Origin of the sequence: [Muricauda] lutisoli (nom. illeg.), assembly GCF_017313105.1 — a bacterium.
GTDB lineage: Bacteria > Bacteroidota > Bacteroidia > Flavobacteriales > Flavobacteriaceae > Flagellimonas > Flagellimonas lutisoli.
Window position 1 is genome coordinate 1,119,485 of sequence record NZ_JAFLND010000001.1, and the last position, 26,726, is coordinate 1,146,210.

The 26,726-nt window shown below is 41.2% G+C and carries 28 protein-coding genes; 6 read left to right on the forward strand and 22 right to left on the reverse strand.

What is annotated here, in order from left to right:
- The first annotated feature begins 7 nt into the window (after positions 1 to 7).
- Positions 8 to 490, forward strand: a complete 483-nt coding sequence (locus J0X13_RS05270) for a hypothetical protein (protein WP_207070389.1) — start codon at positions 8 to 10, stop codon at positions 488 to 490.
- Between the two features lies 1 nt (position 491).
- Here J0X13_RS05270 and J0X13_RS05275 read toward each other — a convergent pair whose 3' ends face one another.
- The 22 genes from J0X13_RS05275 to J0X13_RS05380 all read right to left on the reverse strand — a co-directional run bounded on the left by J0X13_RS05275 (position 492) and on the right by J0X13_RS05380 (position 22,118).
- Positions 492 to 1,961: a magnesium chelatase gene (locus tag J0X13_RS05275; protein ID WP_207070390.1), complete on the reverse strand. Its 1,470-nt coding sequence runs from the start codon at positions 1,959 to 1,961 to the stop codon at positions 492 to 494.
- 8 nt (positions 1,962 to 1,969) lie between these two features.
- Entirely contained in the window at positions 1,970 to 3,133 is a 1,164-nt protein-coding gene (locus J0X13_RS05280; RefSeq protein ID WP_207070391.1) for a vWA domain-containing protein, read from the reverse strand.
- Positions 3,134 to 3,196: 63 nt separating this feature from the next.
- Positions 3,197 to 3,793: a bifunctional phosphoribosyl-AMP cyclohydrolase/phosphoribosyl-ATP diphosphatase HisIE gene (hisIE, locus tag J0X13_RS05285; RefSeq protein WP_207070392.1), complete on the reverse strand. Its 597-nt coding sequence runs from the start codon at positions 3,791 to 3,793 to the stop codon at positions 3,197 to 3,199.
- A 73-nt stretch (positions 3,794 to 3,866) separates the two neighbouring features.
- The gene (gene hisF / locus J0X13_RS05290) at positions 3,867 to 4,622 is read right to left on the reverse strand and encodes an imidazole glycerol phosphate synthase subunit HisF (RefSeq protein WP_207070393.1); all 756 of its coding nucleotides are present in this window, start codon (positions 4,620 to 4,622) and stop codon (positions 3,867 to 3,869) included.
- Positions 4,622 to 5,146: a DinB family protein gene (locus J0X13_RS05295; protein ID WP_207070394.1), complete on the reverse strand. Its 525-nt coding sequence runs from the start codon at positions 5,144 to 5,146 to the stop codon at positions 4,622 to 4,624. The genes hisF and J0X13_RS05295 overlap by 1 nt, the downstream gene beginning before the upstream one ends.
- Positions 5,139 to 5,870: a 1-(5-phosphoribosyl)-5-[(5-phosphoribosylamino)methylideneamino]imidazole-4-carboxamide isomerase gene (hisA, locus tag J0X13_RS05300; protein WP_207070395.1), complete on the reverse strand. Its 732-nt coding sequence runs from the start codon at positions 5,868 to 5,870 to the stop codon at positions 5,139 to 5,141. The genes J0X13_RS05295 and hisA overlap by 8 nt, the downstream gene beginning before the upstream one ends.
- Before the next feature lie 3 nt (positions 5,871 to 5,873).
- The gene (locus tag J0X13_RS05305; protein WP_207070396.1) at positions 5,874 to 6,290 is read right to left on the reverse strand and encodes a GNAT family N-acetyltransferase; all 417 of its coding nucleotides are present in this window, start codon (positions 6,288 to 6,290) and stop codon (positions 5,874 to 5,876) included.
- Position 6,291: 1 nt separating this feature from the next.
- Entirely contained in the window at positions 6,292 to 6,876 is a 585-nt protein-coding gene (gene hisH / locus J0X13_RS05310; protein WP_207070397.1) for an imidazole glycerol phosphate synthase subunit HisH, read from the reverse strand.
- On the reverse strand, positions 6,873 to 8,009 hold the full coding sequence (gene hisB, locus J0X13_RS05315) for a bifunctional histidinol-phosphatase/imidazoleglycerol-phosphate dehydratase HisB (protein WP_207070398.1): 1,137 nt from the start codon (positions 8,007 to 8,009) through the stop codon (positions 6,873 to 6,875). Before hisB ends, hisH begins: the two co-directional genes overlap by 4 nt.
- Positions 8,009 to 9,055, reverse strand: a complete 1,047-nt coding sequence (gene hisC, locus J0X13_RS05320; RefSeq protein ID WP_207070399.1) for a histidinol-phosphate transaminase — start codon at positions 9,053 to 9,055, stop codon at positions 8,009 to 8,011. Before hisC ends, hisB begins: the two co-directional genes overlap by 1 nt.
- Entirely contained in the window at positions 9,055 to 10,338 is a 1,284-nt protein-coding gene (gene hisD, locus J0X13_RS05325) for a histidinol dehydrogenase (RefSeq protein WP_207070400.1), read from the reverse strand. Before hisD ends, hisC begins: the two co-directional genes overlap by 1 nt.
- Complete coding sequence (hisG, locus tag J0X13_RS05330; RefSeq protein ID WP_207070401.1) at positions 10,338 to 11,195, reverse strand: ATP phosphoribosyltransferase; 858 nt, start codon at positions 11,193 to 11,195, stop codon at positions 10,338 to 10,340. Before hisG ends, hisD begins: the two co-directional genes overlap by 1 nt.
- A 201-nt stretch (positions 11,196 to 11,396) precedes the next feature.
- A complete protein-coding gene (locus J0X13_RS05335; protein ID WP_207070402.1) occupies positions 11,397 to 12,212 on the reverse strand; it encodes a prohibitin family protein in 816 nt (271 codons plus the stop codon).
- Positions 12,213 to 12,224: 12 nt separating this feature from the next.
- Positions 12,225 to 14,261 (reverse strand): vWA domain-containing protein, encoded by a 2,037-nt coding sequence (locus tag J0X13_RS05340; protein ID WP_207070403.1) that lies wholly within the window; start codon positions 14,259 to 14,261, stop codon positions 12,225 to 12,227.
- Positions 14,262 to 14,265: 4 nt separating this feature from the next.
- Positions 14,266 to 15,015: a 3-oxoacyl-[acyl-carrier-protein] reductase gene (fabG, locus tag J0X13_RS05345; protein WP_207070404.1), complete on the reverse strand. Its 750-nt coding sequence runs from the start codon at positions 15,013 to 15,015 to the stop codon at positions 14,266 to 14,268.
- 192 nt (positions 15,016 to 15,207) lie between these two features.
- Positions 15,208 to 16,080, reverse strand: a complete 873-nt coding sequence (sucD, locus tag J0X13_RS05350) for a succinate--CoA ligase subunit alpha (RefSeq protein ID WP_207026482.1) — start codon at positions 16,078 to 16,080, stop codon at positions 15,208 to 15,210.
- 62 nt (positions 16,081 to 16,142) lie between these two features.
- The gene (locus tag J0X13_RS05355) at positions 16,143 to 17,078 is read right to left on the reverse strand and encodes a UDP-3-O-(3-hydroxymyristoyl)glucosamine N-acyltransferase (protein ID WP_207070405.1); all 936 of its coding nucleotides are present in this window, start codon (positions 17,076 to 17,078) and stop codon (positions 16,143 to 16,145) included.
- A 5-nt stretch (positions 17,079 to 17,083) separates the two neighbouring features.
- Positions 17,084 to 17,650, reverse strand: a complete 567-nt coding sequence (gene efp / locus J0X13_RS05360; protein WP_207070406.1) for an elongation factor P — start codon at positions 17,648 to 17,650, stop codon at positions 17,084 to 17,086.
- A gap of 4 nt (positions 17,651 to 17,654) precedes the next feature.
- Positions 17,655 to 18,440, reverse strand: a complete 786-nt coding sequence (gene lpxA / locus J0X13_RS05365; RefSeq protein WP_207026479.1) for an acyl-ACP--UDP-N-acetylglucosamine O-acyltransferase — start codon at positions 18,438 to 18,440, stop codon at positions 17,655 to 17,657.
- Positions 18,441 to 19,853, reverse strand: a complete 1,413-nt coding sequence (locus J0X13_RS05370) for a bifunctional UDP-3-O-[3-hydroxymyristoyl] N-acetylglucosamine deacetylase/3-hydroxyacyl-ACP dehydratase (protein WP_207070407.1) — start codon at positions 19,851 to 19,853, stop codon at positions 18,441 to 18,443.
- Positions 19,837 to 20,871, reverse strand: a complete 1,035-nt coding sequence (gene lpxD / locus J0X13_RS05375) for a UDP-3-O-(3-hydroxymyristoyl)glucosamine N-acyltransferase (protein WP_207070408.1) — start codon at positions 20,869 to 20,871, stop codon at positions 19,837 to 19,839. Before lpxD ends, J0X13_RS05370 begins: the two co-directional genes overlap by 17 nt.
- Positions 20,872 to 20,894: 23 nt before the next feature.
- Positions 20,895 to 22,118: an HD domain-containing protein gene (locus J0X13_RS05380; RefSeq protein ID WP_207070409.1), complete on the reverse strand. Its 1,224-nt coding sequence runs from the start codon at positions 22,116 to 22,118 to the stop codon at positions 20,895 to 20,897.
- A gap of 37 nt (positions 22,119 to 22,155) precedes the next feature.
- Here J0X13_RS05380 and porX point away from each other — a divergent pair, with 37 nt between their 5' ends.
- The 5 genes from porX (at position 22,156) to J0X13_RS05405 (ending at position 26,704) form a co-directional block, all read left to right on the forward strand.
- Entirely contained in the window at positions 22,156 to 23,700 is a 1,545-nt protein-coding gene (gene porX, locus J0X13_RS05385; protein ID WP_207070410.1) for a T9SS response regulator signal transducer PorX, read from the forward strand.
- Between the two features lie 7 nt (positions 23,701 to 23,707).
- The gene (gene tsaE / locus J0X13_RS05390) at positions 23,708 to 24,124 is read left to right on the forward strand and encodes a tRNA (adenosine(37)-N6)-threonylcarbamoyltransferase complex ATPase subunit type 1 TsaE (protein ID WP_207070411.1); all 417 of its coding nucleotides are present in this window, start codon (positions 23,708 to 23,710) and stop codon (positions 24,122 to 24,124) included.
- 403 nt (positions 24,125 to 24,527) lie between these two features.
- The gene (locus J0X13_RS05395; protein ID WP_207070412.1) at positions 24,528 to 25,076 is read left to right on the forward strand and encodes a hypothetical protein; all 549 of its coding nucleotides are present in this window, start codon (positions 24,528 to 24,530) and stop codon (positions 25,074 to 25,076) included.
- A gap of 45 nt (positions 25,077 to 25,121) precedes the next feature.
- Entirely contained in the window at positions 25,122 to 26,321 is a 1,200-nt protein-coding gene (locus tag J0X13_RS05400) for an alanine dehydrogenase (RefSeq protein WP_207070413.1), read from the forward strand.
- A 5-nt stretch (positions 26,322 to 26,326) separates the two neighbouring features.
- Positions 26,327 to 26,704, forward strand: coding sequence for a DUF4258 domain-containing protein (locus J0X13_RS05405; RefSeq protein ID WP_207070414.1), 378 nt, complete (start codon positions 26,327 to 26,329; stop codon positions 26,702 to 26,704).
- The last annotated feature ends 22 nt before the right edge of the window (positions 26,705 to 26,726 follow it).

Genomic DNA, 26,726 nt, shown 5'->3' on the forward strand with positions numbered 1-26,726 from the left:
ATTTGACATGAATAACATTTCTAAAATCATCACCTGGAAAAGAAACATATTGGCTAGTGCATTAGTTTTGCTAACCCTTGCTGTACTGAGCTTTTATGGTGTTTATACCAATCAATTTTACTTTTTAAAAGCAGACAACTATATTTTTCCGTTACTTACTTCAGTTCATTTTATCTACATGTATGTTATTTGGTTCAAGATTTCCGAGGATGAACTTCCAGACCCAAAAATGCGAAATATAGAGTATATCCTTTATGTTATTATGATTGTTTATCTCTTTAAAATTTACGACAGTGCTGTTGTATTGAATTCCATAAATGTCTTTGATGAACATGTAATACCGGCTACCTTTAAACCAATAGCTACCCTTTCGTTGGTCCTTTACAGTATATTGCCAATTCTGACGCTTTACACTTTTTGGCTGAGAAAGCGATATATTGGCATCTACAATTTTGAAAACTACAACGACAATCTAAATATTTGGCAATAGTTTATAGTCCTCGGATGTAACTTCCGTAGAGGTCCTTGAACTGATAACCCTGCTGAAAACGATGCTTGCTCAGTTTTTTGTGGGCAACCAATCCCCAAAGCAATAGCTCTTTCAAGAAATAGGCGTCTTCTTCCGATACTTCTGGTTGATATTCTTTTATGAGGTTATTGAGTGGGCCGATAGAATCCAGTTTGGATTTGTAATCCGCTTCTTTTTCATCGTCCAAAAGGTCAAAGCCTTCTCCATCAAAAAACCAACTGATCAGTTCATCATATTCATTTTCTTCTTCCTTTCGTTGGAGTTTATCGATTTTGGGGAAAAAATTCGGGAACAGGGATTTTGCAGCATCTTCTATCAAATTCTCCGCTACGGAACCTGCTCCTTCTTGCTCTCCTTCATATACCAACTCAATTTTTCCCGTGATGGATGGCACAACTCCCATAAAGTCGCTTAAACGAACGGCGGTCTTTTTATCACCAGCTACTATGGCTCTGCGTTCGGCAGTACTCAATAAATTTTCAAAAGCCGTAATGCTCATACGTGCACTTACACCGCTTTTAGCATCCACATATTCACTGTTTCTAGCCTCAAAACTGATTTGTTCCAACAGGTCCATCGCAATTTCAGGCACATATACAAAATCAGATTGACGTTTATCGAGTTGCGCTTCTTGTTTGGTAATTTTCTTGGCTATCTCGATACTCTCAGGGTAGTGGGTCAAAATTTGTGAACCGATCCTGTCTTTCAACGGTGTTACGATACTTCCCCTATTGGTGTAATCTTCAGGGTTCGCGGTAAACACAAACTGAATATCCAAATGCAAACGAAGTTTAAAACCTCGAATCTGTATATCACCTTCTTGCAGTATGTTAAACAGAGCCACTTGAATTCTTGCTTGAAGATCAGGGAGCTCATTGATCACAAAAATGCAACGGTTGGCCCTTGGAATCATTCCAAAATGGATAACACGATCATCTGCGTAGGATAATTTAAGATTGGCCGCTTTGATCGGGTCTACATCGCCTATCAAATCCGCTACCGTAACATCGGGCGTAGCCAACTTTTCATAAAAACGCTCGCTTCTATGTACCCAACTTATGGGAGTATCATCTCCCTTTTCCTTAATGAGTTCCATAGCATATCGAGATATCGGGTCCAATGGGTCATCATGGATTTCAGAGCCTTCCACAATAGGCATCCATTCATCCAGCAGCTGCACCATTAAACGGGCCAAGCGTGTTTTTGCCTGTCCTCGCAAACCCAATAAATTAATATTATGACGGGATAAGATAGCTCTTTCCAACTCTGGTATCACGGAGTTCTCGTACCCCCAAACACCTTCGAACACCTGCTCTCCCTTGGATATTTTCTCCAAAAGGTTTTCCCTGAGTTCGTCTTTAATGCTCTTACTTGTATAACCAGCTGATTTAAGCTCACCTAGTGTTTTAATGTTGGTGTGGTCCAATTTCATATGTTGTGTTATCCTTTTATTCTTCTTTTTCTGTTTTGTTCATAGTCTTCGAAAATCATTTCACCCAAACCTTTAAGTCCTGTGTAAAAGGCTTTCCCTTTGTTTGCTTTGGTAAATTCACGTACAAATTGCATCAGATATGGGTCTTCTGCAATCATAAAGGTGGTTATGGGAATATGAAGTTTTCTGGCCTGTTGGGCCATGGCGTAGCATTTTTCAACGATATATTCATCCAATCCTACACTGTTCTTGTAATAATCTCCATTCGGAAGCCTTAAGCACGATGGCTTTCCGTCCGTGATCATAAAAATCTGCTTGTTGGTGTTCCGCTTTCTACGCAGCATGTCCATTGCGAGCTGTAATCCTGCTACTGTATTGGTATGGTATGGCCCTACTTTTAAATAAGGCAGGTCTTTGATGGGAATGGGCCAGGCATCGTTTCCGAACACCAAAATATCCAAGGTATCCTTTGGATAACGGGTCGTAATCAACTCAGCGAGTGCCATCGCCACTTTTTTGGCAGGTGTAATTCTGTCCTCGCCATACAAGATCATACTGTGGCTGATATCGATCATCAATACGGTGCTCATCTGGGCCTTGTACTGTGTATCTTCCACCACCAAATCCTCTTCACTCAAGGAAAAGTTATCCAACCCATGGTTCACCTGGGCATTTTTGAGACTTTCCGTCATACTGATATGCTCAAGCGAATCCCCAAAACGGTATTCACGGAACTCACCTGTATGTTCATCGCCTTTACCGGATTTCCCTGTTTTGTGGTTACCAGAACCACTTCGCTTGATCTTTCCAAAAATTTGGTCCAAGGCTCGTTGGCGGAGTATTCGCTCCAACTTGGCGGTAACGGAAAGATTTCCGCCTCTACCAGTTTCGTCACCCTCTTCGCCTTCGCCTCCTTGTGGACCATCCATGTCAAATTCCTCGCGGATGTATCCTTTGGACTTAAGGTCTTCTATAAAATCATCAATGGTGTAATCATCGTCGGTAAGTTCGTATTCCTTGTCCAATTCACGGAGCCAATCCAGAGCTTCCTCCACATCACCCGAAGTGTGGGTAACAAGTTCCTGAAAAATCTCAAAGAGTTTTTCGAACGGAGTTTGGTCCGGCGCCTCGTAATTGGTAAAACGAAACCCTTTTCTTGTGTTCATAGCCATTACATAAATTTACGGTATTTCGCTGTAAAGGCTAAACGTTTAGAAAAAACTTAACGGATTTGTTTAATGTCGCTTTTCCAGTACTTGGGCAATATCGCTCAATGAATAGCCTTTCGCCTGCAACAAAATCAGGTAGTGAAACAGTAAGTCTGCGCTCTCGTTCAGGAAAAGTTCCTCGTTGTCGTCTTTGGCTTCTATCACCGTTTCCACAGCTTCCTCCCCTACTTTTTGGGCTATTTTGTTGATGCCCTTTCTAAATAGCGAAGCAACATAACTATCTGGATTCTCTTGGTCGTTCTTTCTGGATTGGATGACTCCTTCCAAAGTTGATAGAAAACCATATCCTTGAACATTTTCCTCGGCCCAACAGGTATCAGTTCCTTTGTGGCAGGTTGGTCCAACAGGGTTAACTTTTACCAAAAGCGTGTCGTTGTCGCAATCTATTTGCATATCCACAAGGTTCAAAAAGTTACCGCTTTCCTCGCCTTTTGTCCATAAACGTTGTTTGGTACGGCTAAAAAAGGTGACTTTTTGGGTTTTCTTGGTTTTTTCGAACGCTTCTTGGTTCATATAACCCAACATCAACACATTTTTGGTGCTTGCATCTTGAACTATGGCCGGCACAAGACCGTCCGGATTTTTATTGAAGTCTATTTGCATTGTAAATCTTTCTTAAGCTGTCAAATCGAGATGTCATCCTGAGTGCAGACTAAGGAGCATCGAGATGTGAATTTTATATTCGCACAGGGATTCCTTCTTCCTTTAATTCTTTTTTGAGTGTATTGATTTCAATTTCCTTAAAATGAAAAACACTGGCAGCCAAAGCCGCATCAGCCTTTCCATCCTTAAAAGTATCGGTAAAGTGTGCTATGGTCCCCGCTCCACCTGATGCGATTACGGGAATGTTTACCAAGTCCGACAATTCCGCCAGAGCTTTGTTGGCAAAACCATTTTTGGTACCATCGTGGTCCATGGAAGTAAATAAAATTTCTCCCGCTCCCCGTTCTTCCACTTCTTTGGCCCAATCAAAAAGATCTAGTTCTGTGGGGACCTTTCCTCCTACCAAATGGACTTTCCATTGTCCGTTAACCTGTTTGGCATCAATGGCCACAACGATACATTGCGAACCAAATTTGGCCACCAATTCATTAATAAGGTCGGGTCTTTTTACTGCTGAAGAGTTGATGGAAACTTTATCTGCCCCGTTTTTCAGGAGAATATCTACATCTTCCACAGATGAAATTCCTCCTCCCACCGTAAAGGGTATATTGATGCTCTCTGCTACGTGATAGACCAGTTCGGCCAAGGTCTTTCTCTTTTCCTCGGTTGCTGAAATATCCAAGAACACCAATTCATCCGCACCTTCTTTGGCATAAATGGATGCCAGTTCCACCGGGTCTCCCGCATCACGTAGATTCACAAAGTTAATTCCTTTTACAGTCCGTCCGTTTTTAATGTCGAGACAGGGTATGATTCTTTTTGTAAGCATTAGTTTTTAGTTTCATTCTTGACGTTAAGATCTACGTCTCCATAAAACCCAAGGTCCTTGTTCTTTAAAATTTTGGTCCAAAGTGCTATTTGACCTGTGTGATAGGATAAATGCTCCGTAACATGAACAATGTTACCGACACCGGAAAAGTTGAAGCCCTGAACATTTCTTTTACGTAAAAGTTCTTTGAGCGGAGCATCATAAAATGCCCTTTTGGCATCGGATATGGTGTCCTCGAGTTTTTTTATGAGTTCTTCCTTGGTGTAGCCGGATTCAGTTGAAAATTCTTCATCCCGTTTACGTTCATCTTCCGAATTTTGGATGGATGCAATTCCGTATTGGGTAATGTTTCCACATAAATGAAGAATGAGGTTGGCAATGCTATTGCTCGATTCGTTAGGTTTCTCCCAAACCTGCTCCTCCGATAACTGCTCCAAACAAATTTTAATCATGCGCAGGCTTTCATTCATGCGGTATCCCGCATTCCATACCAATTCTTCCTGAAGTTCTTTTTCCTTATCCATTTTCAAGAATATAACGTTCCAATTGCTTTAAACTGATCTTGCCTTCATAAATAGCTTTTCCTATGATTGTTCCTTCACAACCAATTTCGGCAAGTTTGGGGAGTTCGTCAAAGGTGGATATACCACCACTGGCAATTAAATTTAAGCCTTTTTTGGTTTCGGATAACATTTTTTGATACAAGTCGAAAGCAGGACCCTGTAACATGCCATCCTTGCTGATATCGGTACAGATAACATATTGGACACCTTCGGATTGATAATCCTGAACAAAAGGAATAAGGTCCAAATCTGATTCTTCTTGCCAACCCGAAACTGCAACTTTTTCATTATTGGCATCAGCACCCAGAATTATCTTCTCGGATCCATATGATGACAACCAGCCCAGAAAGGTTTCTCGGTCTTTTACGGCAATGCTTCCGCCCGTAATTTGCTGTGCTCCACTTTCAAAAGCGATATGTAGATCTTTATCGGATTTCAAACCACCACCAAAGTCGATTTGCAAACTGGTTTTAGATGCAATCGTCTCCAAAACTTTATGGTTGACAATATGTCTGGATTTAGCACCGTCCAAATCTACCAAATGCAAATATTGGATACCATGGGCCTCAAATTCCTTGGCGACTTCCAACGGATTTTCGTTATATACTTTTTTGGTGTTGTAATCACCTTTGGAAAGACGAACACATTTTCCGTCAATGATGTCTATGGCCGGTATCAATCTCATTTTCTAATCATATTTTACTCGTTCTATCGACATCCACATTTTTGAATTGCCTACGCTTTTAAACCCTAAAGTTTTATAAAAACTGTGGGCGTCCATTGTTTTAAGGGCAACTGTGTTAACATTTTTCACATCGGGGCGATCCAAAATATGTTGCACCAATTTTTTGCCAAGCCCTTTGCCTTTGTACGGGTCAAAAACAACGACATCCATAATATAGGCAAAAATCAGCCCGTCTGTAATAATTCTGGCATAAGCAATTTGTTCGCCTTCTTCATTATAAATGCCAAAACAAATGCTTTTTTCAATAGTCATCATCGTTTCTTCCATGGTTCTGTTTTCAGCCCAATATGTAGACGAAACTTGCTGATGAACCTTTTGGATATCCAATTTATCCTTCTCCGTTGAAATATGGAATTCCATGTCAGATAAGGGTTAAAAAATTCTTCAATATTTCACTGCCCACATCGCTGCTCTTCTCAGGGTGAAACTGGACTCCATAAAAGTTGCCTTTCTGTAAAGCAGCACTATAATTCACTTCATATTCCGAACTAGCAATTGTTTCCGGTCCAATCGGAGCATAAAAACTATGTACCAAATAGATATAGGATTTCTCAGCAATGTTTGTGAACAGCTCACTTTTTAAATTTGAAATCTGGTTCCATCCAATTTGAGGAACCTTTACTTTATTAGAGAATTTTACCACATCCAAATCAAAAATACCCAACCCCTCTGTACTTCCTTCTTCGGATGAATGACACATGAGCTGCATGCCCAAGCAAATGCCCAGAACAGGTTGTTTCAGGGTTGGAATCACCTTATCCAATCCGGTTGCTTTCAATTTGGCCATCGCGGAACTCGCTTCCCCCACTCCAGGAAAGATAACTTTATCGGCATTTTTAATTTCTTCGGCATCGTTACTTAAAACAGCTTTGTATCCTAGCCGCTTTATGGCAAACATGATACTTTGAATATTGCCTGCTCCGTAATCGATTATTACAATTTTCATAACATCCCTTTAGTTGATGGCAATACCATTTTTTCCGCATCCCGTTTTACTGCCATTTTAATGGACTTGGCAAATGCCTTGAAGATGGCCTCGATTTTATGGTGTTCGTTCGTGCCTTCGGCTTTGATATTCAAATTGGCTTTGGCACCGTCCGTGAAGGATTTAAAAAAGTGCATGAACATTTCCGTGGGCATATCCCCTACTTTTTCACGCTTGAATTCGGTGTCCCAGACCAACCAATTACGTCCGCCAAAGTCAATGGCTACTTGTGCTAGGCAATCATCCATTGGCAAAGCAAAACCATAGCGCTCTATACCCAATTTGTTGCCCAATGCTTTGGAAAACAACTCGCCCAAAGCAATAGCGGTATCCTCGATAGTATGATGTTCGTCCACCTCTAAATCGCCAACTACCTTGATATCCAAATCCATTTGACCGTGCCGGGCCAATTGGTCCAGCATATGGTCAAAAAAGGCCAGACCTGTGTTGATGTCACTTTTTCCGGTTCCATCTAGGTTTATCTTGATTTGAATATCGGTCTCATTTGTTTTTCTTGATATTTCCGCTAACCGGTTCTCTAATTTCAGGAACTCGTAGATTTTCTGCCAATCACTGCTTTCCAGAGCGATATGGTCATCCAATTCTTCACGTTTTACAGTGATTTCCCCTGTACCCAAATGAGTTTCATCGTTAATGAATATTCCTTTGGCGCCAAGGTTTTTGGCCAATTCCACATCGGTCAAACGGTCACCGATCACAAAGGAGTTTTCCAAATCATATTCCTCGGAAAAATAAGAGGTCAGCATGCCGGTTCCTGGTTTACGGGTGTCTGCATTGTCTTTTGGGAATGTCCTGTCGATAAAAACATTGTCGAACACCACTCCTTCATTTTCAAAAGATTTGATGATGAAGTTGTGTATGGGCCAAAACGTATCCTCTGGAAAAATATCGGTACCCAACCCATCTTGGTTGGTAATCATCACCAATTCATAATCCAGTTCCTTGGCAATTTTGCCCAAATAGGTAAAGGCCTTGGGATAAAAAACCATTTTTTCAAAGGCGTCTATCTGCTCATCGGCAGTCTCCTTGATGATGGTTCCATCACGATCAATGAATAGTACTTTTTTGCCCATTAGTTCAATTCTTTTAAAATGGCTATCAATTTTTTGTTCTCCTCTGGTGTGCCAACGGTAAACCGCAGTGTGTTTTCACAGAGTGGCTGTGTACTTCGGTTACGCACCACAACCTGTTTTTTTAATAATTGTTCGTAGCGTTTGTTGGCATCGTCCACCTTGGCCAATACAAAATTGGCGTCGGTTGGATATAAAACTTCCACAAAGTCCAAACGGCGCAATGCTTTGATCAAATCTGCTCTTTCGTTGAGAATCCGTTGCACCTCTTGATTGACCAAATCTTGGTTCAATACACGCTGTAAAGCCCGTTGCTGCGTTAATTGATTGACGTTATATGGAGGCTTGATTTTATTTAAAACACCAATGATTTCCTCGGATGCATAGCATATTCCCAACCGGATACCTGCCAATCCATAAGCTTTGGACAAGGTTTGGGTCACGATTAAATTAGGGTACTTGTTGAGTTGCGACAACCAACTTTCATCTTTTGAAAAATCGATGTAGGCCTCATCAATGACCACTAAACCTTTAAAGGATTTCAGTAATTTTTGAATTCCTTCTTTTTTGAAAGAGTTTCCCGTGGGGTTGTTCGGCGAACAAATAAAAAGCAATTTGGAGTTGGAATCCACCGCCTTTAAAATTTCATCCACGTTGGGTTCAAAATCAGAGGTTAGCAATACTTCTTTGTTCTCCACTGCATTGATGCCTGCCAGCACCTTATACATTCCGTAAGTGGGCGGCAAAGTGATGATGTTATCCTTATTCGGTTCACAGAATGCCCGGTAAATCAAATCCAGTACCTCGTCACTGCCATTGCCCAGTAAAATTTGGTTTTCCGATACTCCTTTTTGTTCCGACAAAAGCGATTTTAAGCTTCGTTGGTATGGGTCTGGGTAGCGGTTGACCCCATTATCAAACGGGTTTTCATTGGCGTCCAAAAATATCATCTCAGAGCCATCGGAAACATACTCGTCCCGTGCCGAAGAGTACGGCTGCAGCATAAGAACCGACTCCCTGACCAATTTATTTAGATCAAAACCTTCCATTATTTCAAACTTTTTAATCTAAGGGTCACTGCATTTTTATGTGCTTGCAATCCTTCGGCTTCGGCCATCAACTCAATAGCACTTCCAATGCCTTGGATGCCTTTTTCGGATATTTTTTGAAAGGTCATACTCTTCATAAAACTATCCAGATTTACACCGCTGTATTGTTTCGCGTAGCCATTGGTCGGCAAGGTGTGATTGGTCCCCGATGCATAGTCGCCTGCACTTTCCGGGGTATAGTTTCCAATAAAAACCGAACCTGCATTTTGGATGTTCTCTATATAAAATGCCTCATTTTCTACACAAACAATAAAGTGTTCCGGACCATATTCGTTGATGAGTTGCAAAGCTTCTTGGTCGTCTTTGACCAGGATCAGCTTGCTGTTGCCAACGGATTTCCGGGCAATTTCTTTTCGAGGCAGCTGTTGTAACTGGTTTTCAATTTCTTTTTCAACCGCTTCAACCAAGTTTTCTGATGTAGAAACCAAAATCACTTGGCTATCTGCACCATGCTCGGCCTGACTAAGCAAATCCGAGGCTACGAATGCTGCATTGGCTGAGTCATCCGCTACCACTAATAACTCACTTGGACCCGCAGGCATATCGATTGCCACGCCATGTTTTGTGGCCAATTGCTTTGCAACGGTCACATATTGGTTCCCAGGGCCAAATATTTTATACACTTTCGGAATGCTCTCCGTGCCAAATGTCATTCCCGCAATGGCCTGGATGCCTCCAACCTTAAATATTTGCGTTACCCCACACAATTGGGCCGCATATAAAATCGTTGGATCGATATCGCCATTTTTGTCTGGTGGACTACAAAGTACAATTTCTTTACACCCAGCAAGTTTGGCCGGAATGGCCAACATTAAAATGGTTGAGAACAGTGGTGCTGTGCCCCCGGGAATGTAAAGCCCAACTTTGTTAATGGGACGTTTCTCTTGCCAGCACTTCACACCGGGCATGGTTTCAACGTCAACTTTTGATGTTATTTGCGCAGCATGAAACTTCTCAATATTTGATTTAGAGAGCATTATGGCCTGTTTCAAGGCATCGGAAACGGTTTCGTTGGCCCTTTCAATTTCGGCATTTGTCACCAAAAGGGAATCTAATGAAACCTTGTCAAATTGAGCTGTATATTTTTTGATGATGGCATCGCCATCTGCTTGCACCTCTTTAAAGATACTGTTTACAATCTCCTCAATATCGGAAACGGTCTGGGTAGGGCGCTTTAAAATGTCCTCCCATTCCTTTTGTTGTGGATAGTTGATACGTTGCATTACAATACCATTTTTTCAATTGGACAAACCAAAATTCCTTCCGCGCCAGCTGCTTTCAGCTCATCGATAACTTCCCAAAAGGTCTCCCTGTTGATGACGGTGTGCACGGAGCTCCACCCTTCTTCTGCCAAAGGCAAGACCGTGGGACTTCGCATTCCCGGAAGTATGGAGATGATCTTATCCAGTTTGTCGTTTGGGGCATTCATCAAAACATATTTGTTCTGGCGAGCCTGTAACACTGACTTGATCCTGAACTGGATTTTCTTCAACAGTTCCTTGCGCTCTTCAGAAATGGTAGGCGATACCGCCAATACGGCCTCACTTTTCAGCATTACCTCCACTTCTTTCAGATTATTTTTAAAGAGTGTACTGCCACTGGAAACAATATCACAAATTCCATAAGCCAAGCCAATATTTGGAGCAATTTCCACCGAACCGTTGATAATGTGCAAATCAGCTGTCACACCTTTTGCGGCCAAGTATTCCTTGACCGTATTCGGGTACGAAGTGGCTATCTTTTTACCTTCAAAATCCTTGATGGAATTATAGTTTACACTCTTTGGTACAGCGAGTGAAACACGGCATTTGGAAAAATTCAAACGTTCTGCAATGGAAATATCCTTTCCTTTTTCAATCAAAACATTTTCACCGATAATGGCAATGTCCACTACCCCATCCCTTAAATATTGGGGGATATCCCCATTACGTAAATAAAATACTTCCAAAGGAAAGTTTCGGGAGGTAGCTTTCAACTGATCCTTCCCATTGTCGATGGAAATGCCGCAGTCTTTTAAGATTGCGAGGGAATCCTCGTTTAATCGGCCACTTTTTTGAACAGCAATTCTAATTTTTGTCATTTTTCAATCGTTTTGTCTGAAAAAACCAAAAGGGGTACAAAAAATAAACCCGTTTGATTTCTCAAACGGGTTAGAATATATTTTAAAAACAACAATACATTTCTATCTCGCTTGAGGGCAAGTATAAAAATGATGATGTGTGTTTTTGTTTCTCATGATAGTTCAAAAATAGAACATATTTTTATATCAAAAAAGGGGAATTTAGTTATTTCCCAAGATTAGTGGCAATCCACTATCTCCAGATCCCACTATCACTGTCTTGGCATTTGGGGATTCTGCCAACTTCAATGTTGCATCTATACCCTTGTCCTGTAATATCTTATCCGTTAAAGAAGCACTTAAAATACGGTTGGCATCGGCCTTACCTTGTGCTTCAATTCGAACTTTTTCAGCTTCTTTTTCTGCCGTTACCAGTCTAAATTCATATTCCAAAGACTCTTGTTCTTGTTTTAATTTACGTTCAATAGCGTCCTTGATGGTTGCCGGTAAGGTTACATCCCTAACCAAAATTTCGTTCAATTGAATATATTGCCCATCCACAATGTTTTTGGTTTCCTCAAAAATCTCTTGCTGAATGGCATCCCTTTTACTGGAGTATAATTGTTCTGGGGTATACCTACCCACAACACTACGCGCAGCAGATCTAATGGCGGGAAGCAGAATACGGTCTTTGTATTGCTCACTTTTTTCTTGGTGGAGTTTTCCTAAAAATTCATATTTAGGCTGAAACCAGGCAGAAGCATCCAATTGAATATCCAGTCCATTAGAGGAAAGAACCTTCATTTTTTCAAAAACCTCTTGTTGTCTTACTTCATAAATAAAGACGTTATTCCAAGGTGCCACCAAGTGGAAACCTTCTCCCAATGGAGGCTCATCGGTAACTACACCGCCTCCAAAAGTTTTGTAGAGTACACCAGCCTCACCGGATCCGATGGTAATAGCTGATTTTGAAATAATAATAATCAAAAAAATAATCGCTGCCAATGCTGGTAACGCAATCTTTGGTAATCTATCCATTAGTATATGGTTTTATATTAGTCCATTATATTTTCTGATAAACCATTCCAAGGTTAAGGAAAGTGCTATCAGTCCGAGTAAAATACGGAAATCTATTAAAGATACAACATTATCTCTGCTCTTTTGAACGGGAAGGAATTCTTGGGACGTTGATAAATTGGTCTGTAGTTCTTCCAACTTGTCCAAATAATATACCTGCCCCTTGTTTTTGATGGCCAGACGCTCCATTTTTTTATAATTGGCCGAAATCAATTGCTTTTCTGGATTAAAATCCATTATACTAAAAGTTCCCGAGCGGTTGAGGTTTTCGTCCTGAACCGTTACGGTAAACTCGTATTCCCCTGCTTCCAAATCGCTTAAATCCACTTCGTAAAAAGAGCCTTTCAACAACATTGGCGAGACCCGTGAAAAATCGTTTTCCTTACCCTTTATGTTGATGGAAATGTTGGCATTGGAATCGAATTGATAGCTTTCATCAAAATAAGAGGCTCTGACCTTGGCCATGCCGGCATTGTCAAAAACCAGTTCGTAATCCAGTTCCAAACGGTTTCTTTGTTTATTGGAGCTGAGATACACCATTAAATTTCCCATCAATTCATCAAAAGTATCAAAGCCTTGCTCATTTCGGTACACCTGTGCGCGCCAGCGCCAAATATCCTCCCCAAAGAGGACAGCTTCCTTGGTATTGGATTCTGTTAAAATAGCAAACAAGGGTTTTTCCAAATTGATGCCCTGCAGTTGCTGGTATACTAAAATCTCGCTATCCTTGTTCAGTTGAATATCCGCTAGGGTCCCTTTAAGGGGCGGGAACCCATCCAGTGTAAAATCACCAAGGCCAAACAACCCGAAGGTATTGTTTAAAACGGGTAGAATATCTTCTGTTTGTCCACTGCCCGAAATGGTAAAACTTTCTTGAACACTATTTAAAAAGTTCCAATCCGTTTTACTTCCCGTGATAGTAAAATAATTAGCTCCGGAATTGCTCAGATATTCGTAAACACTCCTGAAATTACGGTTGGGCTGATATAAGATCAGTAATCCCATATCTTCCAATTCAGATTCACTGGCAGTGGGTTTTAAAAGGGTTACGGAGCGTTGCTCGTTGGATTCAATGGATTTTTTCAGCGCTCCAATATCGGGGTGCAGCATATCGGAGATGATGGCCACGTTGGTTTTTTCATCAATCACCTCGATGGCGGTTTCTTTGGAGTTGTTGGCAGTATTGCGCTCATTTTGCAAAGACTCTACTTCAATTTTGATGGTCTTGAAGCCAACGCTCTGTGCCTCGACCAAGGTGTTCAAAGTTTGACTGTTCTTAGTTTCGCTAAGTTTGATTCGTTCTTGATGTACTCTATTCCCATTAATGGAAACGGTTACGGTACTGGATATCGGTCGGTTTCCCTGGTATCGAATAGTGGATTCTATAGGGAAGCTATTCCGCAAAAAAGCATATTTGTTGACATTGATGAGCCCAACGGAAATATCTTCATACTGTGTGGTATCCCCTATTACCACAGGGTGAACGTTTGAATTTTTATTCAGAGTAATGTATTCGTAATCCCTACCAAGGGTTTGATTTCCATCAGAAAACAGCACTATGGCATTGTTTCCGTTAACAAAAACATCGTTCAACGTAGAGAGTGCATTGGAAATATTGGTATTTCCTTCATCAAATTGGATAGAGTCGGTGGCAGCAATGACATTTCCAAACCCGTATTGATGAATGGTAAACCGCTGGCTAATATCATCATTCCCTTTGATTTGTTCCACAGCTTTGGTAACTTCTTCTTCGGAAGAAGCATCTTCCATAGAGATGGAATTGTCCACCAACAAAATCAAATTCGCTTTTTCAACAAAATACTCCTTGCTGACGAACTTTGGGTTGATCAAAAGCAAAAGGCCGCAAAACAAGGTAATAAACCTTAGTGCGGCCAAAATAAACTTAAGTGAACCCTTTTTTCCAGGGTTTTTATAGAAGTATTGAAAATAGACAAGCGTAAGCGCGGCAGCAACTGCTAAAACAATAAAAAATACCGTGCTCAACTCCATTCATCTATGTTAACATTCCACCATCAACGTTCAAAACCTGCCCTGTAACGTAGTCGGATAGGTCCGAAGCCAAAAACACGCAGGCATTGGCAACGTCTTCAGGGCTTCCGCCACGTTTCAAAGGAATACCTTCTCTCCAACCTTGAACAGTTTTTTCATCCAGCTTCTCGGTCATTTCTGTTTCAATAAAACCTGGAGCAATGGCATTGCAGCGAATGTTTCTAGATCCCAATTCCAAAGCTACGGACTTTGTAAAACCTATCATGCCCGCTTTGGAGGCAGCATAGTTGGTCTGTCCGGCATTACCTTTCACCCCTACCACACTGCTCATATTGATAATTGAGCCTTTGCGCTGCTTCAGCATGGTGCGCTGTACAGCTTTGGTCATATTAAATACGGATTTTAGGTTGATTTCAATTACTTTATCGAAATCCTCTTCCCCCATTCGCATCAACAAGTTATCCTTGGTAATCCCTGCGTTATTGATCAACACATCAATTTTACCATCAAAATCTTCTAAAACCTTGGCCACTAATGCTTCAGATTCCTCAAAACTGGCGGCATTACTTTTATAGGCCTTTGCCTTTACGCCCATTTCGGTCAATTCCTTTTCCAATTCCAAGGCCGGAGCTTCACTGGAACTATAGGTGAATGCCACATTTGCTCCGTGCTTTGCAAATACTTGGGCAATTCCTTTGCCAATTCCCCTACTGGCTCCTGTTATAATTACGTTTTTCCCTTCCAAAAGTTTCATCTGTTGATATTTATTTGTTTAACAGTCAGGTATAATAGCCAACTAAAACCTTGGTTGATATCCAAAATTTCCATGGCTCATTCATACAATGATTGTGTTTGAATGGTTATTAACCAAATATAGTTGTTGTTTTATGTTTAGACGAAAAAAAATCCCGCATAAAACGGGATTTAGTATGGTTTTAACGGTTGGTTACCCAACCACTTCCTTAACTTTTACGCCTATTTCGGCAGGTGAATCCACTACGTGGATACCACAATCCCGCATGATTTTTTTCTTGGCTTGGGCCGTATCATCGCTACCGCCCACAATGGCACCGGCGTGTCCCATGGTACGTCCAGCAGGTGCTGTTTCTCCAGCGATAAAACCAACAACTGGTTTTTTACTACCGCTTTCTTTGTACCATTTTGCTGCTTCGGCTTCCAATTGACCACCAATTTCCCCAATCATCACAACACATTCGGTTTCTGGGTCATTTATTAAAAGCTCAACAGCTTGTTTCGTCGTAGTTCCGATGATGGGGTCACCACCAATTCCAATGGCTGTGGTGATTCCCAACCCTTGACGAACTACTTGGTCGGCAGCCTCGTATGTAAGTGTTCCGGATTTTGAAACAATCCCCACTTTTCCTTTTTTGAAGACAAATCCTGGCATAATACCAACTTTGGCCTCACCTGGGGTAATTACACCTGGACAGTTTGGACCGATCAATGTACAGTCCATATCCTTGATATAATCATTGGCTTTTACCATATCCGCTACGGGAATACCTTCGGTAATGGTTATGATCACCTTGATTCCTGCATCGGCAGCTTCCATAATGGCATCCGCAGCAAATGCGGGTGGAACAAAAATAATAGTGGTGTCGGCACCAACTTCTTTTACAGCATCTTCCACTGTATTGAAAACTGGTTTTCCCAAATGTTCTTGACCACCTTTACCTGGGGTCACACCACCAACTACGTTGGTTCCATATTCAATCATTTGTTCGGCATGGAAGGTTCCTTCACTACCTGTAAATCCTTGTACAATTATGTTTGAATCCTTGTTTACTAAGACGCTCATATATTTAACTTAATGTAGAGATACAAAAATATGGTTTACTAAAGTTTTTTTCTATTGATTTCTTAAATCTTTTTCAGTTTTTTCAAGATTTCTGGAATCTTTTTGATAGATGCGATTTGTTTGAGTTTTTCACGTGCTTCCTCGGCCGGGTAACCAAAATAGGTTTTGCCCCCTTCAAGTGATTTTGAAATACCTGATTGTGCCAAGATCACCGCTTTTTTACCGATTGTGGCCCCACTTGTGATACCTACTTGTCCCCAAAGGGTGACTTCATCCTCAATAACGCAGCAACCTGCAATTCCCACATGGGATGCAATCAAACATTTTTTTCCGATGACGGTGTCGTGCCCCACTTGGATTTGGTTGTCCAATTTGGCACCCTCCTTAATAGTGGTTGAACCGGTTACTCCTCGATCAATGGTGCATCCGGCTCCGATATCCACATTGTCCCCGATAACGACGTTTCCTCCGGAAAGCAATCTATCAAAGCCTTCGGGCCTGTTTTTGTAGTAGAACGCATCCGCTCCCAAAACGGTTCCTGCATGGATAATTACATTATCGCCAAGCAAACATCCATCATAAATGGTCACGTTCGGATGGATTACGCAGTTTTTACCGATTTTCACGTGGTTCCCGATAAAAACGTTGGGCTGAACAATGGTCCCCTCGCCTATCTGGGCTGAATCAGCAATGGAAGAGGCTGCCGTTTCAAAAGGTTTGAAATAACGGGTCAGTTTGTTGAAATCCCTAAAAGGATCGTCCGAAACCAGCAATGCCTTGCCTTCGGGGCACTCTACCTCTTTATTGATGAGTACCACCGTAGCTTTGGATTGCAGGGCTTTGTCATAATATTTGGGATGATCCACAAATACAATGTCACCTTCTTCCACTACATGGATTTCATTCATGCCCAATACCGGGAAAGCATCATCCCCCACAAAATCGGCATCAATGATTTCCGATATTTCTTTTAAGGTATAGGTTTTAGGGAATTTCATGTAGGCTACTCTTTGGCACGTTCCAAATAGGCTGCTTTCTCCGTATCAATTTTAATTTTGTCGCCTTCATTGATGAAAAGCGGTACATTGATCGTTGCTCCTGTCTCCACAGTAGCTGGTTTGGTAGCATTTGTAGCGGTATTCCCTTTTACGCCCGGCTCGGTATGGGTTACTTCCAATACCACACTTGCTGGCATTTCCACGGAAAGGGGCATATTGTCCTCTGCGTTGAATATAATTGTCACCACTTCACTTTCTTTCAACAGGTCGGAAGCATCCAAAGCATCTTTTTGCAAAGCGATCTGGGTGTAATCGTCCGTGTTCATAAAGTGGTAGGTTTCCCCATCATTGTATAGAAATTGATAGGAACGTGTCTCTACACGAACATCCTCGATTTTGTGACCTGCAGAAAATGTATTGTCAACTACCTTGCCGGTAGTCACACTTTTTAATTTTGTACGGACAAAAGCTGGTCCCTTACCTGGTTTTACATGAAGAAACTCTACAATCTTGTAGATATCGTTGTTGTACCTAATGCACAATCCTTTTCTTATATCAGAAGTACTTGCCATAAATTTAATTTGAACTAAAATAACCTTTCATAATTCCACGCTGCGAATCTCTTATAAATTGAAGGATTTCGTCTCTCTCCGGAGTTGCCTCCATCTCAGCTTCAATAATGGATGCCGCTTGGGAATTATTATAGTTTTGTTGATATAGTAGTCTGTAAATATTTTGAATCTCACGAATTTTGTCGGATTCGAAACCTCTTCTTCGCAATCCAATTGAATTAATGCCCACATACGAAAGAGGCTCTCTTGCTGCCTTCACGTACGGAGGTACATCTTTACGAACCAAGGAACCGCCTGTTACAAAAGCGTGGTTTCCAATGGATACAAACTGGTGCACGGCAACCATTCCCGCCAAAACTACATTTTGACCAATGGTAACGTGTCCTGCCAAGGTTGAATTGTTGCTGAAAATACAACCATCACCCACTAAGCAATCGTGTGCAATGTGACAATAGGCCATGATCAAACAATTGTTTCCGATCACCGTTTTCATGCGGTCGGAAGTACCTTTGTTGATGGTAGCACACTCACGAATAGTGGTATTGTCCCCAATGTGGACCGTGGTATCCTCGCCTTGGTATTTTAAGTCTTGTGGCATTGCGGAAATTACTGCGCCGGGGAAAATACTACAGTTTTTCCCGATACGGGCGCCTTCCATAATGGTTACGTTGGAACCAATCCACGTGCCCTCGCCAATAGTGACGTTGTTGTGTATTGTGGTGAAGGGCTCGATTACCACGTTTTTGGCAATTTTGGCCCCTGGATGTACATATGCTAATGGTTGGTTCATCTACGAATCTGTATTTTTTGTTTTCACGATTTGGGCCATCAACTCGGCTTCGGATACCAATTTCCCATTGGCATACGCATAAGCTTGCATGTGGCAGATTCCTCTTCGGATGGGAGAAATCAAATCGCATTTAAATATTAAAGTATCCCCGGGAACTACTTGTTGTTTAAACTTTACCTTGTCGATCTTCATAAAGAAAGTCAGATAGTTTTCCGGGTCCGGAACTGTACTCAGCACAAGAATACCTCCTGTTTGAGCCATGGCTTCCACCTGCAACACACCTGGCATTACAGGAGCTCCGGGAAAGTGGCCCACGAAGAACGGTTCGTTCATGGTCACATTTTTCACTCCCACTACATGGGTGTCGGAGAGTTCCAAAATTTTATCCACCAATAAAAATGGAGGGCGGTGAGGCAACCTAGCCATGATTTCATTCACGTCCATTAATGGCTCTTGATTTAAATCATAACTGGGAACCTTGTTCCTTTTCTCTATTTTAATGATTTTGGATAGTTTTTTCGCAAACTGGGTGTTCACAAAATGTCCTGGCTTGTTGGCAATGACTTTACCCCGAATACGGGTTCCGGCCAAGGCCAGATCTCCGATTACATCCAGCAGTTTGTGCCGTGCAGCTTCATTGGGGTGGTGCAGGGTCAAGTTATCCAGAATACCGTTTGGCTTAACAGATAGCTTCTCTTTGCCAAAGGCTTTTTCCAGTTTTTTCATTGTGGATTCCGATATTTCCTTATCCACATACACAATGGCATTGTTTAGGTCCCCCCCTTTGATCAGGCCATTTTCCAGCAACATTTCCAATTCATGAAGAAAACTAAAGGTACGGGAATCCGCAATCTGTTCCTTAAAGTCGGACATTTTCTCCAAAGTGGCGTTCTGGGTACCTAAAACTTTGGTCCCGAAATCCACCATGGTCGTTACTTGATATTCATCGGCAGGTATGATGGTGATTTCACTTCCTGTTGTTTCATCTTTATAGGAAATCACATCTTTTACCACATATTCTTCCCGCTCTTGCTCCTGTTCCACGATACCTGCTTCTTCCAGTGCTTCCACAAAAAATTTGGAAGAACCGTCCATAATGGGAGGTTCTGGAGCATCGAGTTCAATCAATACATTATCGATGTCCAACCCCACAAGTGCAGCAAGCACGTGTTCCGAGGTATGTATCTTAACACCGTTCTTTTCCAAATTGGTCCCGCGTTGGGTATTTACCACATAATTGGCATCTGCCTCGATTATGGGCTCACCTTCCAAATCAATTCTTTTGAACGCAAAACCGTGGTTCTCGTCCGCAGGAAGAAAACTCATGGTTACCTGTTCCCCTGTATGCAGTCCTACACCTTGTAGCGTTACCTTTTTTGCTATGGTGCGTTGTTTGTTACTTGGTTTGCTCACCTTCAACTCTTTTTTCTATGTTGGAGATTTGATTTGCCAATTTCGGCAAATTCTTAAAGTGTACATATGATTTGTTGAAGTCCCCATAGTTCAATGCTGGCGATCCTTGGAGTACTTCATCATCTTTTACGTTTCTTCCGATTCCGGATTGGGCCTGAATGCGGACCCTGTCACCTATAGTGATATGGCCTACAATACCGACTTGACCCCCGATCAGACAGTTTTTTCCGATTTTAGTAGAGCCTGCAACCCCTGTTTGTGCAGCAATTGCGGTATGTTCGCCTATTTCAACGTTATGTGCTATCTGGATTTGATTGTCCAACTTAACACCTTTTCTTAAAATGGTAGAACCTAATGTTGCCCGATCAATTGTGGTTCCTGCACCCACATCTACATTGTCTTCTATAATAACATTACCGGTCTGTGGTACTTTGCTGTACTCGCCATCCGAATTCGGTGTGAATCCAAATCCATCTGCTCCGATAATCGCTCCTCCATGGATTACACAATTGTTGCCAATAATGGTCTCGGAATATATTTTGGCACCCGCAAAGACAATAACGTTATCGCCTATACTCACATTGTCTCCAATATAAGCGTTGGGATATACCTTTACATTGTTGCCAATTTTCACGTTCTCCCCCAAATAGGCAAAGGCACCAAGGTAAAAAGCTTCTCCGTAGCTGGCGCTTTCGGAAATATAGCAAGGGTTCTCCATCCCTACCTTGTTATTTTTAACCTGATTGTAGTATTCCAGTAATTTGGAGAAAGATTTATATGCATCATCCACTTTTATCAGTGTGGTAGAAACGGACTGTTCAGGAACAAAATCTTTGTTTACAATAGTTATGGATGCCTTGGTGGAATAGATATAAGATGTGTATTTTGGATTTGCCAAAAAGGTCAATGATCCTTTTTCACCTTCCTCGATCTTGGACAATTTATGGACAGCGATTTGAGGATTTCCCTCAACTTCCCCTTCTAAGATTCCGGCAATTTGGGTAGCTGTAAATTTCATTGGTGCAAAAGTAACAAAATTTGTTAAACGGCTTTCTTCGGATAGCAGCTATAATATTTGGTAACGGTTTTTGCCAATGCTTTTAAGCTAAGCTGGTCCGACTCTTTTAAAACATCTGAAATTTTACCGTTCTTTTTTAAAATTCTAATGGCTTCGTCTTTACTGTATGCCTTGTTCGATATTTCACCTTGAAACACAAAATTTGAAGCATCCTCCACGGAAAGGCCGTACTTGTCTATGATCCAATCAAGTTTCTCATTCAATTTTTCAGTGGTCAGTGGTCTCTTTTTCACCTTTACATGAAGCAATCTTCTGTCCAACAACATCTCACACAGCTTGGAAAGCACAAAATCATCATGAAATCGCCAACTTTTCAGGGCGCCAAGAATATCGATGTCATCAAGTTCGGCAAAAGTTTTTAAAACTTCAGCATCAAAGGTTAAAGTACCGTTTTGTTGTAGAAAAAACAACAATGGTCGACTACCCTCCAAGTTATCGCCTTTACTCAGTAATAGTCTTGCTCGCTGCATAATTCGGACAAGCAATTGCTCTGCGACCAAACCTGTTTTGTGAAGATATACCTGCCAATACATAAATCTACGGGCCATCAAAAACTTCTCTACGGCATAAATAGCCTTCTCTTCCACCACCAAAGTGCCATCCACTACATTAAGCATGGAAATTAACCGGTCGGAATTAATGTTTCCTTCGGTAACCCCTGAGTAAAAACTATCCCGTTTAAGGTAATCCAAACGATCCATGTCCAATTGACTGGACACCAATTGATTTAAAAATGGTTTCGCGTAATCTCCCTGAAAAATGGAAATGGCCAGATCCAACTGTCTATTGAATTCCTTGTTCAGCTCTTTCATGAATTTCAAAGAAATCTGTTCATGACTGATATCCTCAGCTACAAAACCTTCAAGCGCATGTGAGAATGGTCCATGACCAATATCGTGCAGCAAAATAGCACACAACAACCCCTTTTCTTCCTCTGGTGTGATTTCAATTTTCTTTAACCTTAAAACCTGTATGGCCTTGGTCATTAAGTGCATACTGCCCAGCGCATGATGAAATCGAGTGTGGTGCGCTCCGGGATATACCAAATAGGACAGCCCCATTTGGGATATTCGTCTCAGCCTTTGAAAGTAAGGGTGCGAGATCAGACTAAAAATTAGTTCGTTGGGAGTTCCAATAAAACCGTAAATTGGATCGTTGAAAACATTAAGCTTATTGGTTTTTACCAAAGTTTTTTGTTTTAATTCCCACAAAGATAACTACTATATGAACAAGATAACAATTCTTTGGGTCGATGATGAAATAGACCTATTAAAACCTCACATATTATTTCTGGAAAGCAAGGGATATAAAGTGGTGACCAGTCAAAGTGGACAGGATGCCATCGAAGAGATCAAGGGAACTTTTTTCGACATTGTTTTTTTAGATGAAAATATGCCGGGCCTATCAGGATTGGAAACCTTGACCGAGATAAAAAAGTACGATGGGTCTATTCCTGTGGTGATGATCACCAAGAGTGAAGAGGAATACATCATGGACGAAGCTATCGGTTCCAAAATTGCGGATTACCTTATAAAACCTGTTAACCCCAATCAAATTTTGCTTTCGCTTAAAAAGAGTTTGGACAATTCCCGTTTGGTATCCGAGAAAACTACAGCCAATTACCAACAGGAGTTCCGAAAAATCGCCATGGACCTTTCCATGATCAATACACAGGAAGAATGGGTGGACCTTTATAAAAAATTGATTTATTGGGAACTTGAGCTGGAGCAAATCGAAGATTCTGGCATGTTCGAGATATTGGAGTCCCAAAAAGTGGAGGCCAATTCGCAGTTTGGAAAGTTTGTGGACAAAAACTACAAAAATTGGTTCAAAGATGGCGATGCCCCTGTAATGTCCCACACCCTGTTCAAAAATAAAATTCAGCCCGAATTGGAAGACAACAAAACCTTGTTGGTGGTCATAGATAATTTAAGGTACGACCAATGGCTCGCTTTTGAGAAAACGCTCTCGGTCCATTACAAAAAGAAACAAGAATGCGCTTATTTCAGTATTCTTCCAACAGCTACACAGTATGCCCGTAATGCGTTGTTTTCTGGACTAATGCCCTCGGAAATGGAAAAACGTTATCCGGATTGGTGGAAAAACGATACCGATGAGGGCGGCAAAAACCTGCATGAAGCAGAGTTCTTGGGAGAACAGTTAAAACGATTGGGGCTGGACCTCAATTGGGAATATCATAAAATCAGCAACCTTAAACAGGGGAAACAATTGGCCTCTAATTTTAAATCACAAAAGGACAACGACCTTACTGTGGTTGTCTACAATTTTGTGGATATGCTCTCCCACTCCAAAACAGAAATGGAAGTGGTAAAGGAACTTGCCTCCAACGATAAAGCGTACAGGTCGCTTACTTTGAGCTGGTTCAAGAATTCGCCCTTATTGGACATCATACAGCAGGCACAGGATTTGGGCATGAAGCTGATACTGACCACGGACCACGGTACCATCAATGTGAAACAGCCCTCCAAAGTAATAGGAGACCGAGAAACGAGCTTAAACCTTCGCTATAAAACCGGACGGAGCCTTACGTATCAAGACAAAGATGTTTTGGCCACCAAAAACCCACAGGAAATTCACTTGCCGAACATTAACTTGAGCAGTAGTTTCATTTTTGCGAAGAACGATCTGTTTTTTGCATACCCGAACAACTATAATCATTATGTGAGCTATTACCGGAATACCTATCAGCATGGGGGTGTTTCTTTAGAGGAAATGATTGTTCCTTTTGTAGTTTTGGACCCAAAATAAGACTGGAGTGAAGCAAACTTTTCAATTGAATGAGATTCAAGAGATAGCCAAAGAATTATTGCACAAGGCACCAAATAAGATTCTTTGCCTGTATGGCAATATGGGTGTCGGCAAGACCACATTGGTCAAAGCTTTGGTTAAAGAGCTTGGTGCCGTGGATGTGGCCAACAGCCCTACCTTTGGTTTGGTAAATGAGTATTATGACGAAAATGACACGCCCCTGGCCTACCATTTTGATTTTTACAGGTTAAATGATGAAATGGAAGCCTTGGACATGGGGTTTGAGGATTATTTGAGTACCGATGCATGGTTGTTTATAGAATGGCCCGATAAAATCTCTTCCTTACTTCCAGAAGACGCTGTACGTGTATTCTTGCAGTTTATCGAGGAAAACACTCGTTCAATCGAGTTAAATGTTTCTTAAAAAGCAATCAATATATCTTCAGAGAAATTATTGCACAGAACAAGCCGATTTCGATAAAAGGACTGTTTTTTACGTTTAAATTCCAATTTTATCGATAAAAGGCATGGTTAGTTGAAATATTTTCCTACATTTGTTTTGTGAATGAATTCATTTATTAACCAAAAACTCTTTTACGATGAACACTAAAAAAGTTTTTTTTGGATTGCTAGCCGTTGCATTTTTGGCAATGACCGCTGTTTCAACCAGCACTATTTCCATTGACAAGGATCAAACAACTAGCATTAGAAAAGATCAGCTAAAAAAGCTTTAGTAATCTTTTTCCAAACCGAAACAATAATCCCTTTTTTCGAGAAGGGATTATTTTTTTTACAATAATCTTTCATTTTTATAGTTATCTACAACAATGAAGGATAAAACTAGGATTAGGAAAAAGTTTGTAATCGAAGGGGTGGTAGCATTATTCATTGCTATTTCTCCCATACTTTTTTATGGGTATAAGTATTTACCGGTAGGTACGGATACATGGACTTTTTTAGGTATTGAGTTTACGGACAATGGGTTTGACAATGATGTAAGTCTAGCTTTCTATTATTACTTAAACAAATTGGTGCCCTTGCTTCTTTTGGTCATATGGTTCGTTACCTCTAAAAATTGGTGGTACCATGCTATTTTGATTCCTATTGCCATGTACAGTTTTCAATTGTACACCGTATTGAATTATACCAATAGCGAGCGAATAGATGAAAACGAAATTCTTTATGTTATTGCCGTGACTATGGTCGTGGTTCCCATAGTGTATTTTATTAGGGTAAAACTGGTGGATAAGCACGTCCACGGAATAGACCTGGAAGCCATGGATACAGAACTTCAAATCCTTAAAGAAAAAGAGGAATTGCGCAAGGAACGTGAGAAACTGGAACAACGACAAAAGACGGTGTCAAAAAAAATGTAAATTTGTTTTAATACCCTATGGTATTTTGAATAGATTTACCCTTTTATGAGCCAAGCTTCCTCTCCATTTAGCAAACAGCAATTACTTCCACAAGAAGAAACCCTCGAAGTCGTCACACAAAAAGGGGAGCTTTTCATAGGAATTCCAAAGGAAAACCAATATCAAGAAAAACGAGTATGCCTTACACCGGATGCGGTCAATGCCATCACGGCAAATGGGCATCGCGTGCTTTTGGAATCCGGAGCCGGTGAAGGCGCCAATTTTTCGGATATAGATTACACTAATGCGGGAGCAGAAATAACCCGAGACACCAAAAAAGTATTTTCATGCCCCATTATTTTAAAGGTAGAGCCCCCTACCCTTTCGGAAATTGATTTGTTGAATCCACAGACGATCATAATTTCCGCCTTACAGATAAAGACCCAGAACAAGGAGTATTTTGAAATTATGGCCAAAAAAAGACTTACGGCCATAGCCTTTGAATATATAAGGGACGACGACGGGAACTACCCCGCTGTACGGTCGCTCAGTGAAATCGCTGGAATCTCTTCCATTTTGATTGCTTCTGAATTGATGGCCAACACCAGTAAAGGTAACGGACTTATGTTCGGGAACATTAGTGGTGTACCGCCCGTGGAAGTGGTAATTATCGGAGCTGGAACCGTAGGTGAATTTGCTGCCCGTTCGGCTTTGGGACTTGGTGCAAACGTTAAGGTGTTCGACAACTCCATCAGTAAACTTAGAAACCTTCAAACCAGTTTAAACCAGACATTGTACACATCAACCGTACAACCAAAAAACTTGATCAAATCCTTAAAACGCTGCGATGTTGCCATTGGCGCCACCCGCGGAAAGGACCGTTCTCCGGTGGTTGTTACGAGTACCATGGTCGAGAACATGAAAAAAGGAGCCGTAATCATCGATGTGAGCATTGATATGGGAGGCTGTTTTGAAACCTCGGAAGTCACTACGCACAGAAAGCCCACATTTGAAAAATTTGGTGTCATCCATTACGGGGTTCCCAATATTCCATCGCGCTACCCAAGAACTTCTTCTATTTCTATAAGTAATATCTTTACGCCCTATTTATTAAAAATCGGCGAAGAAGGAGGTCTGGAACATTCCCTAAGGTTTGATAAGGGCCTTCGCAATGGGCTTTATATGTACCACGGCATCTTGACCAATAAATCCGTGGGGGATTGGTTCGGTTTGAGCTATAACGATATTAATTTTCTTATTTTTTAATGTAGATGGCATTTTTGAAACGATTGGGATGGTACTTGGTTGGACTGTCCATAGGATTGATTTTTTTGGTTTTCTTCTTAAAGAAAAAATCAGGTGAAGAGGGGTTGGATTTCTGCTATTTCCCCAATTGTAGGGTACTCAAGGACATGCGCTCCAAAACATTGGTTTTTTCTGAAGCCCTTCCAGAACAATATCGCGATACCCTTATGGTTAATGCATTTTTAAATGACGGCGATGTGGATTTTGGCAAGAGCGACACCAAATCCGAGCCCTGTAAAACGTACTTTATTTCACATGAGTACAATGGGGAAGCATTGGAATTAAAGGCCAAAAATTGTGAGGAGGAGGTAGTGATCGAAAGTATAAATCAATTTGTCAATTGATATGGTGTATAGGTCAATTCAA

Coding starts and splice junctions, on each gene's coding strand:
- hisF (WP_207070393.1), bottom strand. CDS start 4,622: ATGCTTACAAAAAGAATCATACCCTGTCTCGACATTAAAAACGGACGG.
- sucD (WP_207026482.1), bottom strand. CDS start 16,080: ATGAGCGTCTTAGTAAACAAGGATTCAAACATAATTGTACAAGGATTT.
- hisIE (WP_207070392.1), bottom strand. CDS start 3,793: ATGCAAATAGACTTCAATAAAAATCCGGACGGTCTTGTGCCGGCCATA.
- lpxD (WP_207070408.1), bottom strand. CDS start 20,871: ATGAAATTTACAGCTACCCAAATTGCCGGAATCTTAGAAGGGGAAGTT.
- hisH (WP_207070397.1), bottom strand. CDS start 6,876: ATGAAAATTGTAATAATCGATTACGGAGCAGGCAATATTCAAAGTATC.
- J0X13_RS05340 (WP_207070403.1), bottom strand. CDS start 14,261: ATGGAGTTGAGCACGGTATTTTTTATTGTTTTAGCAGTTGCTGCCGCG.
- J0X13_RS05305 (WP_207070396.1), bottom strand. CDS start 6,290: ATGGAATTCCATATTTCAACGGAGAAGGATAAATTGGATATCCAAAAG.
- hisG (WP_207070401.1), bottom strand. CDS start 11,195: ATGACAAAAATTAGAATTGCTGTTCAAAAAAGTGGCCGATTAAACGAG.
- J0X13_RS05355 (WP_207070405.1), bottom strand. CDS start 17,078: ATGAAATTCCCTAAAACCTATACCTTAAAAGAAATATCGGAAATCATT.
- J0X13_RS05335 (WP_207070402.1), bottom strand. CDS start 12,212: ATGGATAGATTACCAAAGATTGCGTTACCAGCATTGGCAGCGATTATT.
- J0X13_RS05280 (WP_207070391.1), bottom strand. CDS start 3,133: ATGGCTATGAACACAAGAAAAGGGTTTCGTTTTACCAATTACGAGGCG.
- J0X13_RS05395 (WP_207070412.1), top strand. CDS start 24,528: ATGAAGGATAAAACTAGGATTAGGAAAAAGTTTGTAATCGAAGGGGTG.
- hisC (WP_207070399.1), bottom strand. CDS start 9,055: ATGGAAGGTTTTGATCTAAATAAATTGGTCAGGGAGTCGGTTCTTATG.
- lpxA (WP_207026479.1), bottom strand. CDS start 18,440: ATGAACCAACCATTAGCATATGTACATCCAGGGGCCAAAATTGCCAAA.
- efp (WP_207070406.1), bottom strand. CDS start 17,650: ATGGCAAGTACTTCTGATATAAGAAAAGGATTGTGCATTAGGTACAAC.
- hisB (WP_207070398.1), bottom strand. CDS start 8,009: ATGGGCAAAAAAGTACTATTCATTGATCGTGATGGAACCATCATCAAG.
- J0X13_RS05405 (WP_207070414.1), top strand. CDS start 26,327: ATGGCATTTTTGAAACGATTGGGATGGTACTTGGTTGGACTGTCCATA.
- hisA (WP_207070395.1), bottom strand. CDS start 5,870: ATGAGATTGATACCGGCCATAGACATCATTGACGGAAAATGTGTTCGT.
- fabG (WP_207070404.1), bottom strand. CDS start 15,015: ATGAAACTTTTGGAAGGGAAAAACGTAATTATAACAGGAGCCAGTAGG.
- hisD (WP_207070400.1), bottom strand. CDS start 10,338: ATGCAACGTATCAACTATCCACAACAAAAGGAATGGGAGGACATTTTA.
- J0X13_RS05270 (WP_207070389.1), top strand. CDS start 8: ATGAATAACATTTCTAAAATCATCACCTGGAAAAGAAACATATTGGCT.
- J0X13_RS05295 (WP_207070394.1), bottom strand. CDS start 5,146: ATGGATAAGGAAAAAGAACTTCAGGAAGAATTGGTATGGAATGCGGGA.
- J0X13_RS05275 (WP_207070390.1), bottom strand. CDS start 1,961: ATGAAATTGGACCACACCAACATTAAAACACTAGGTGAGCTTAAATCA.
- J0X13_RS05400 (WP_207070413.1), top strand. CDS start 25,122: ATGAGCCAAGCTTCCTCTCCATTTAGCAAACAGCAATTACTTCCACAA.
- porX (WP_207070410.1), top strand. CDS start 22,156: ATGAACAAGATAACAATTCTTTGGGTCGATGATGAAATAGACCTATTA.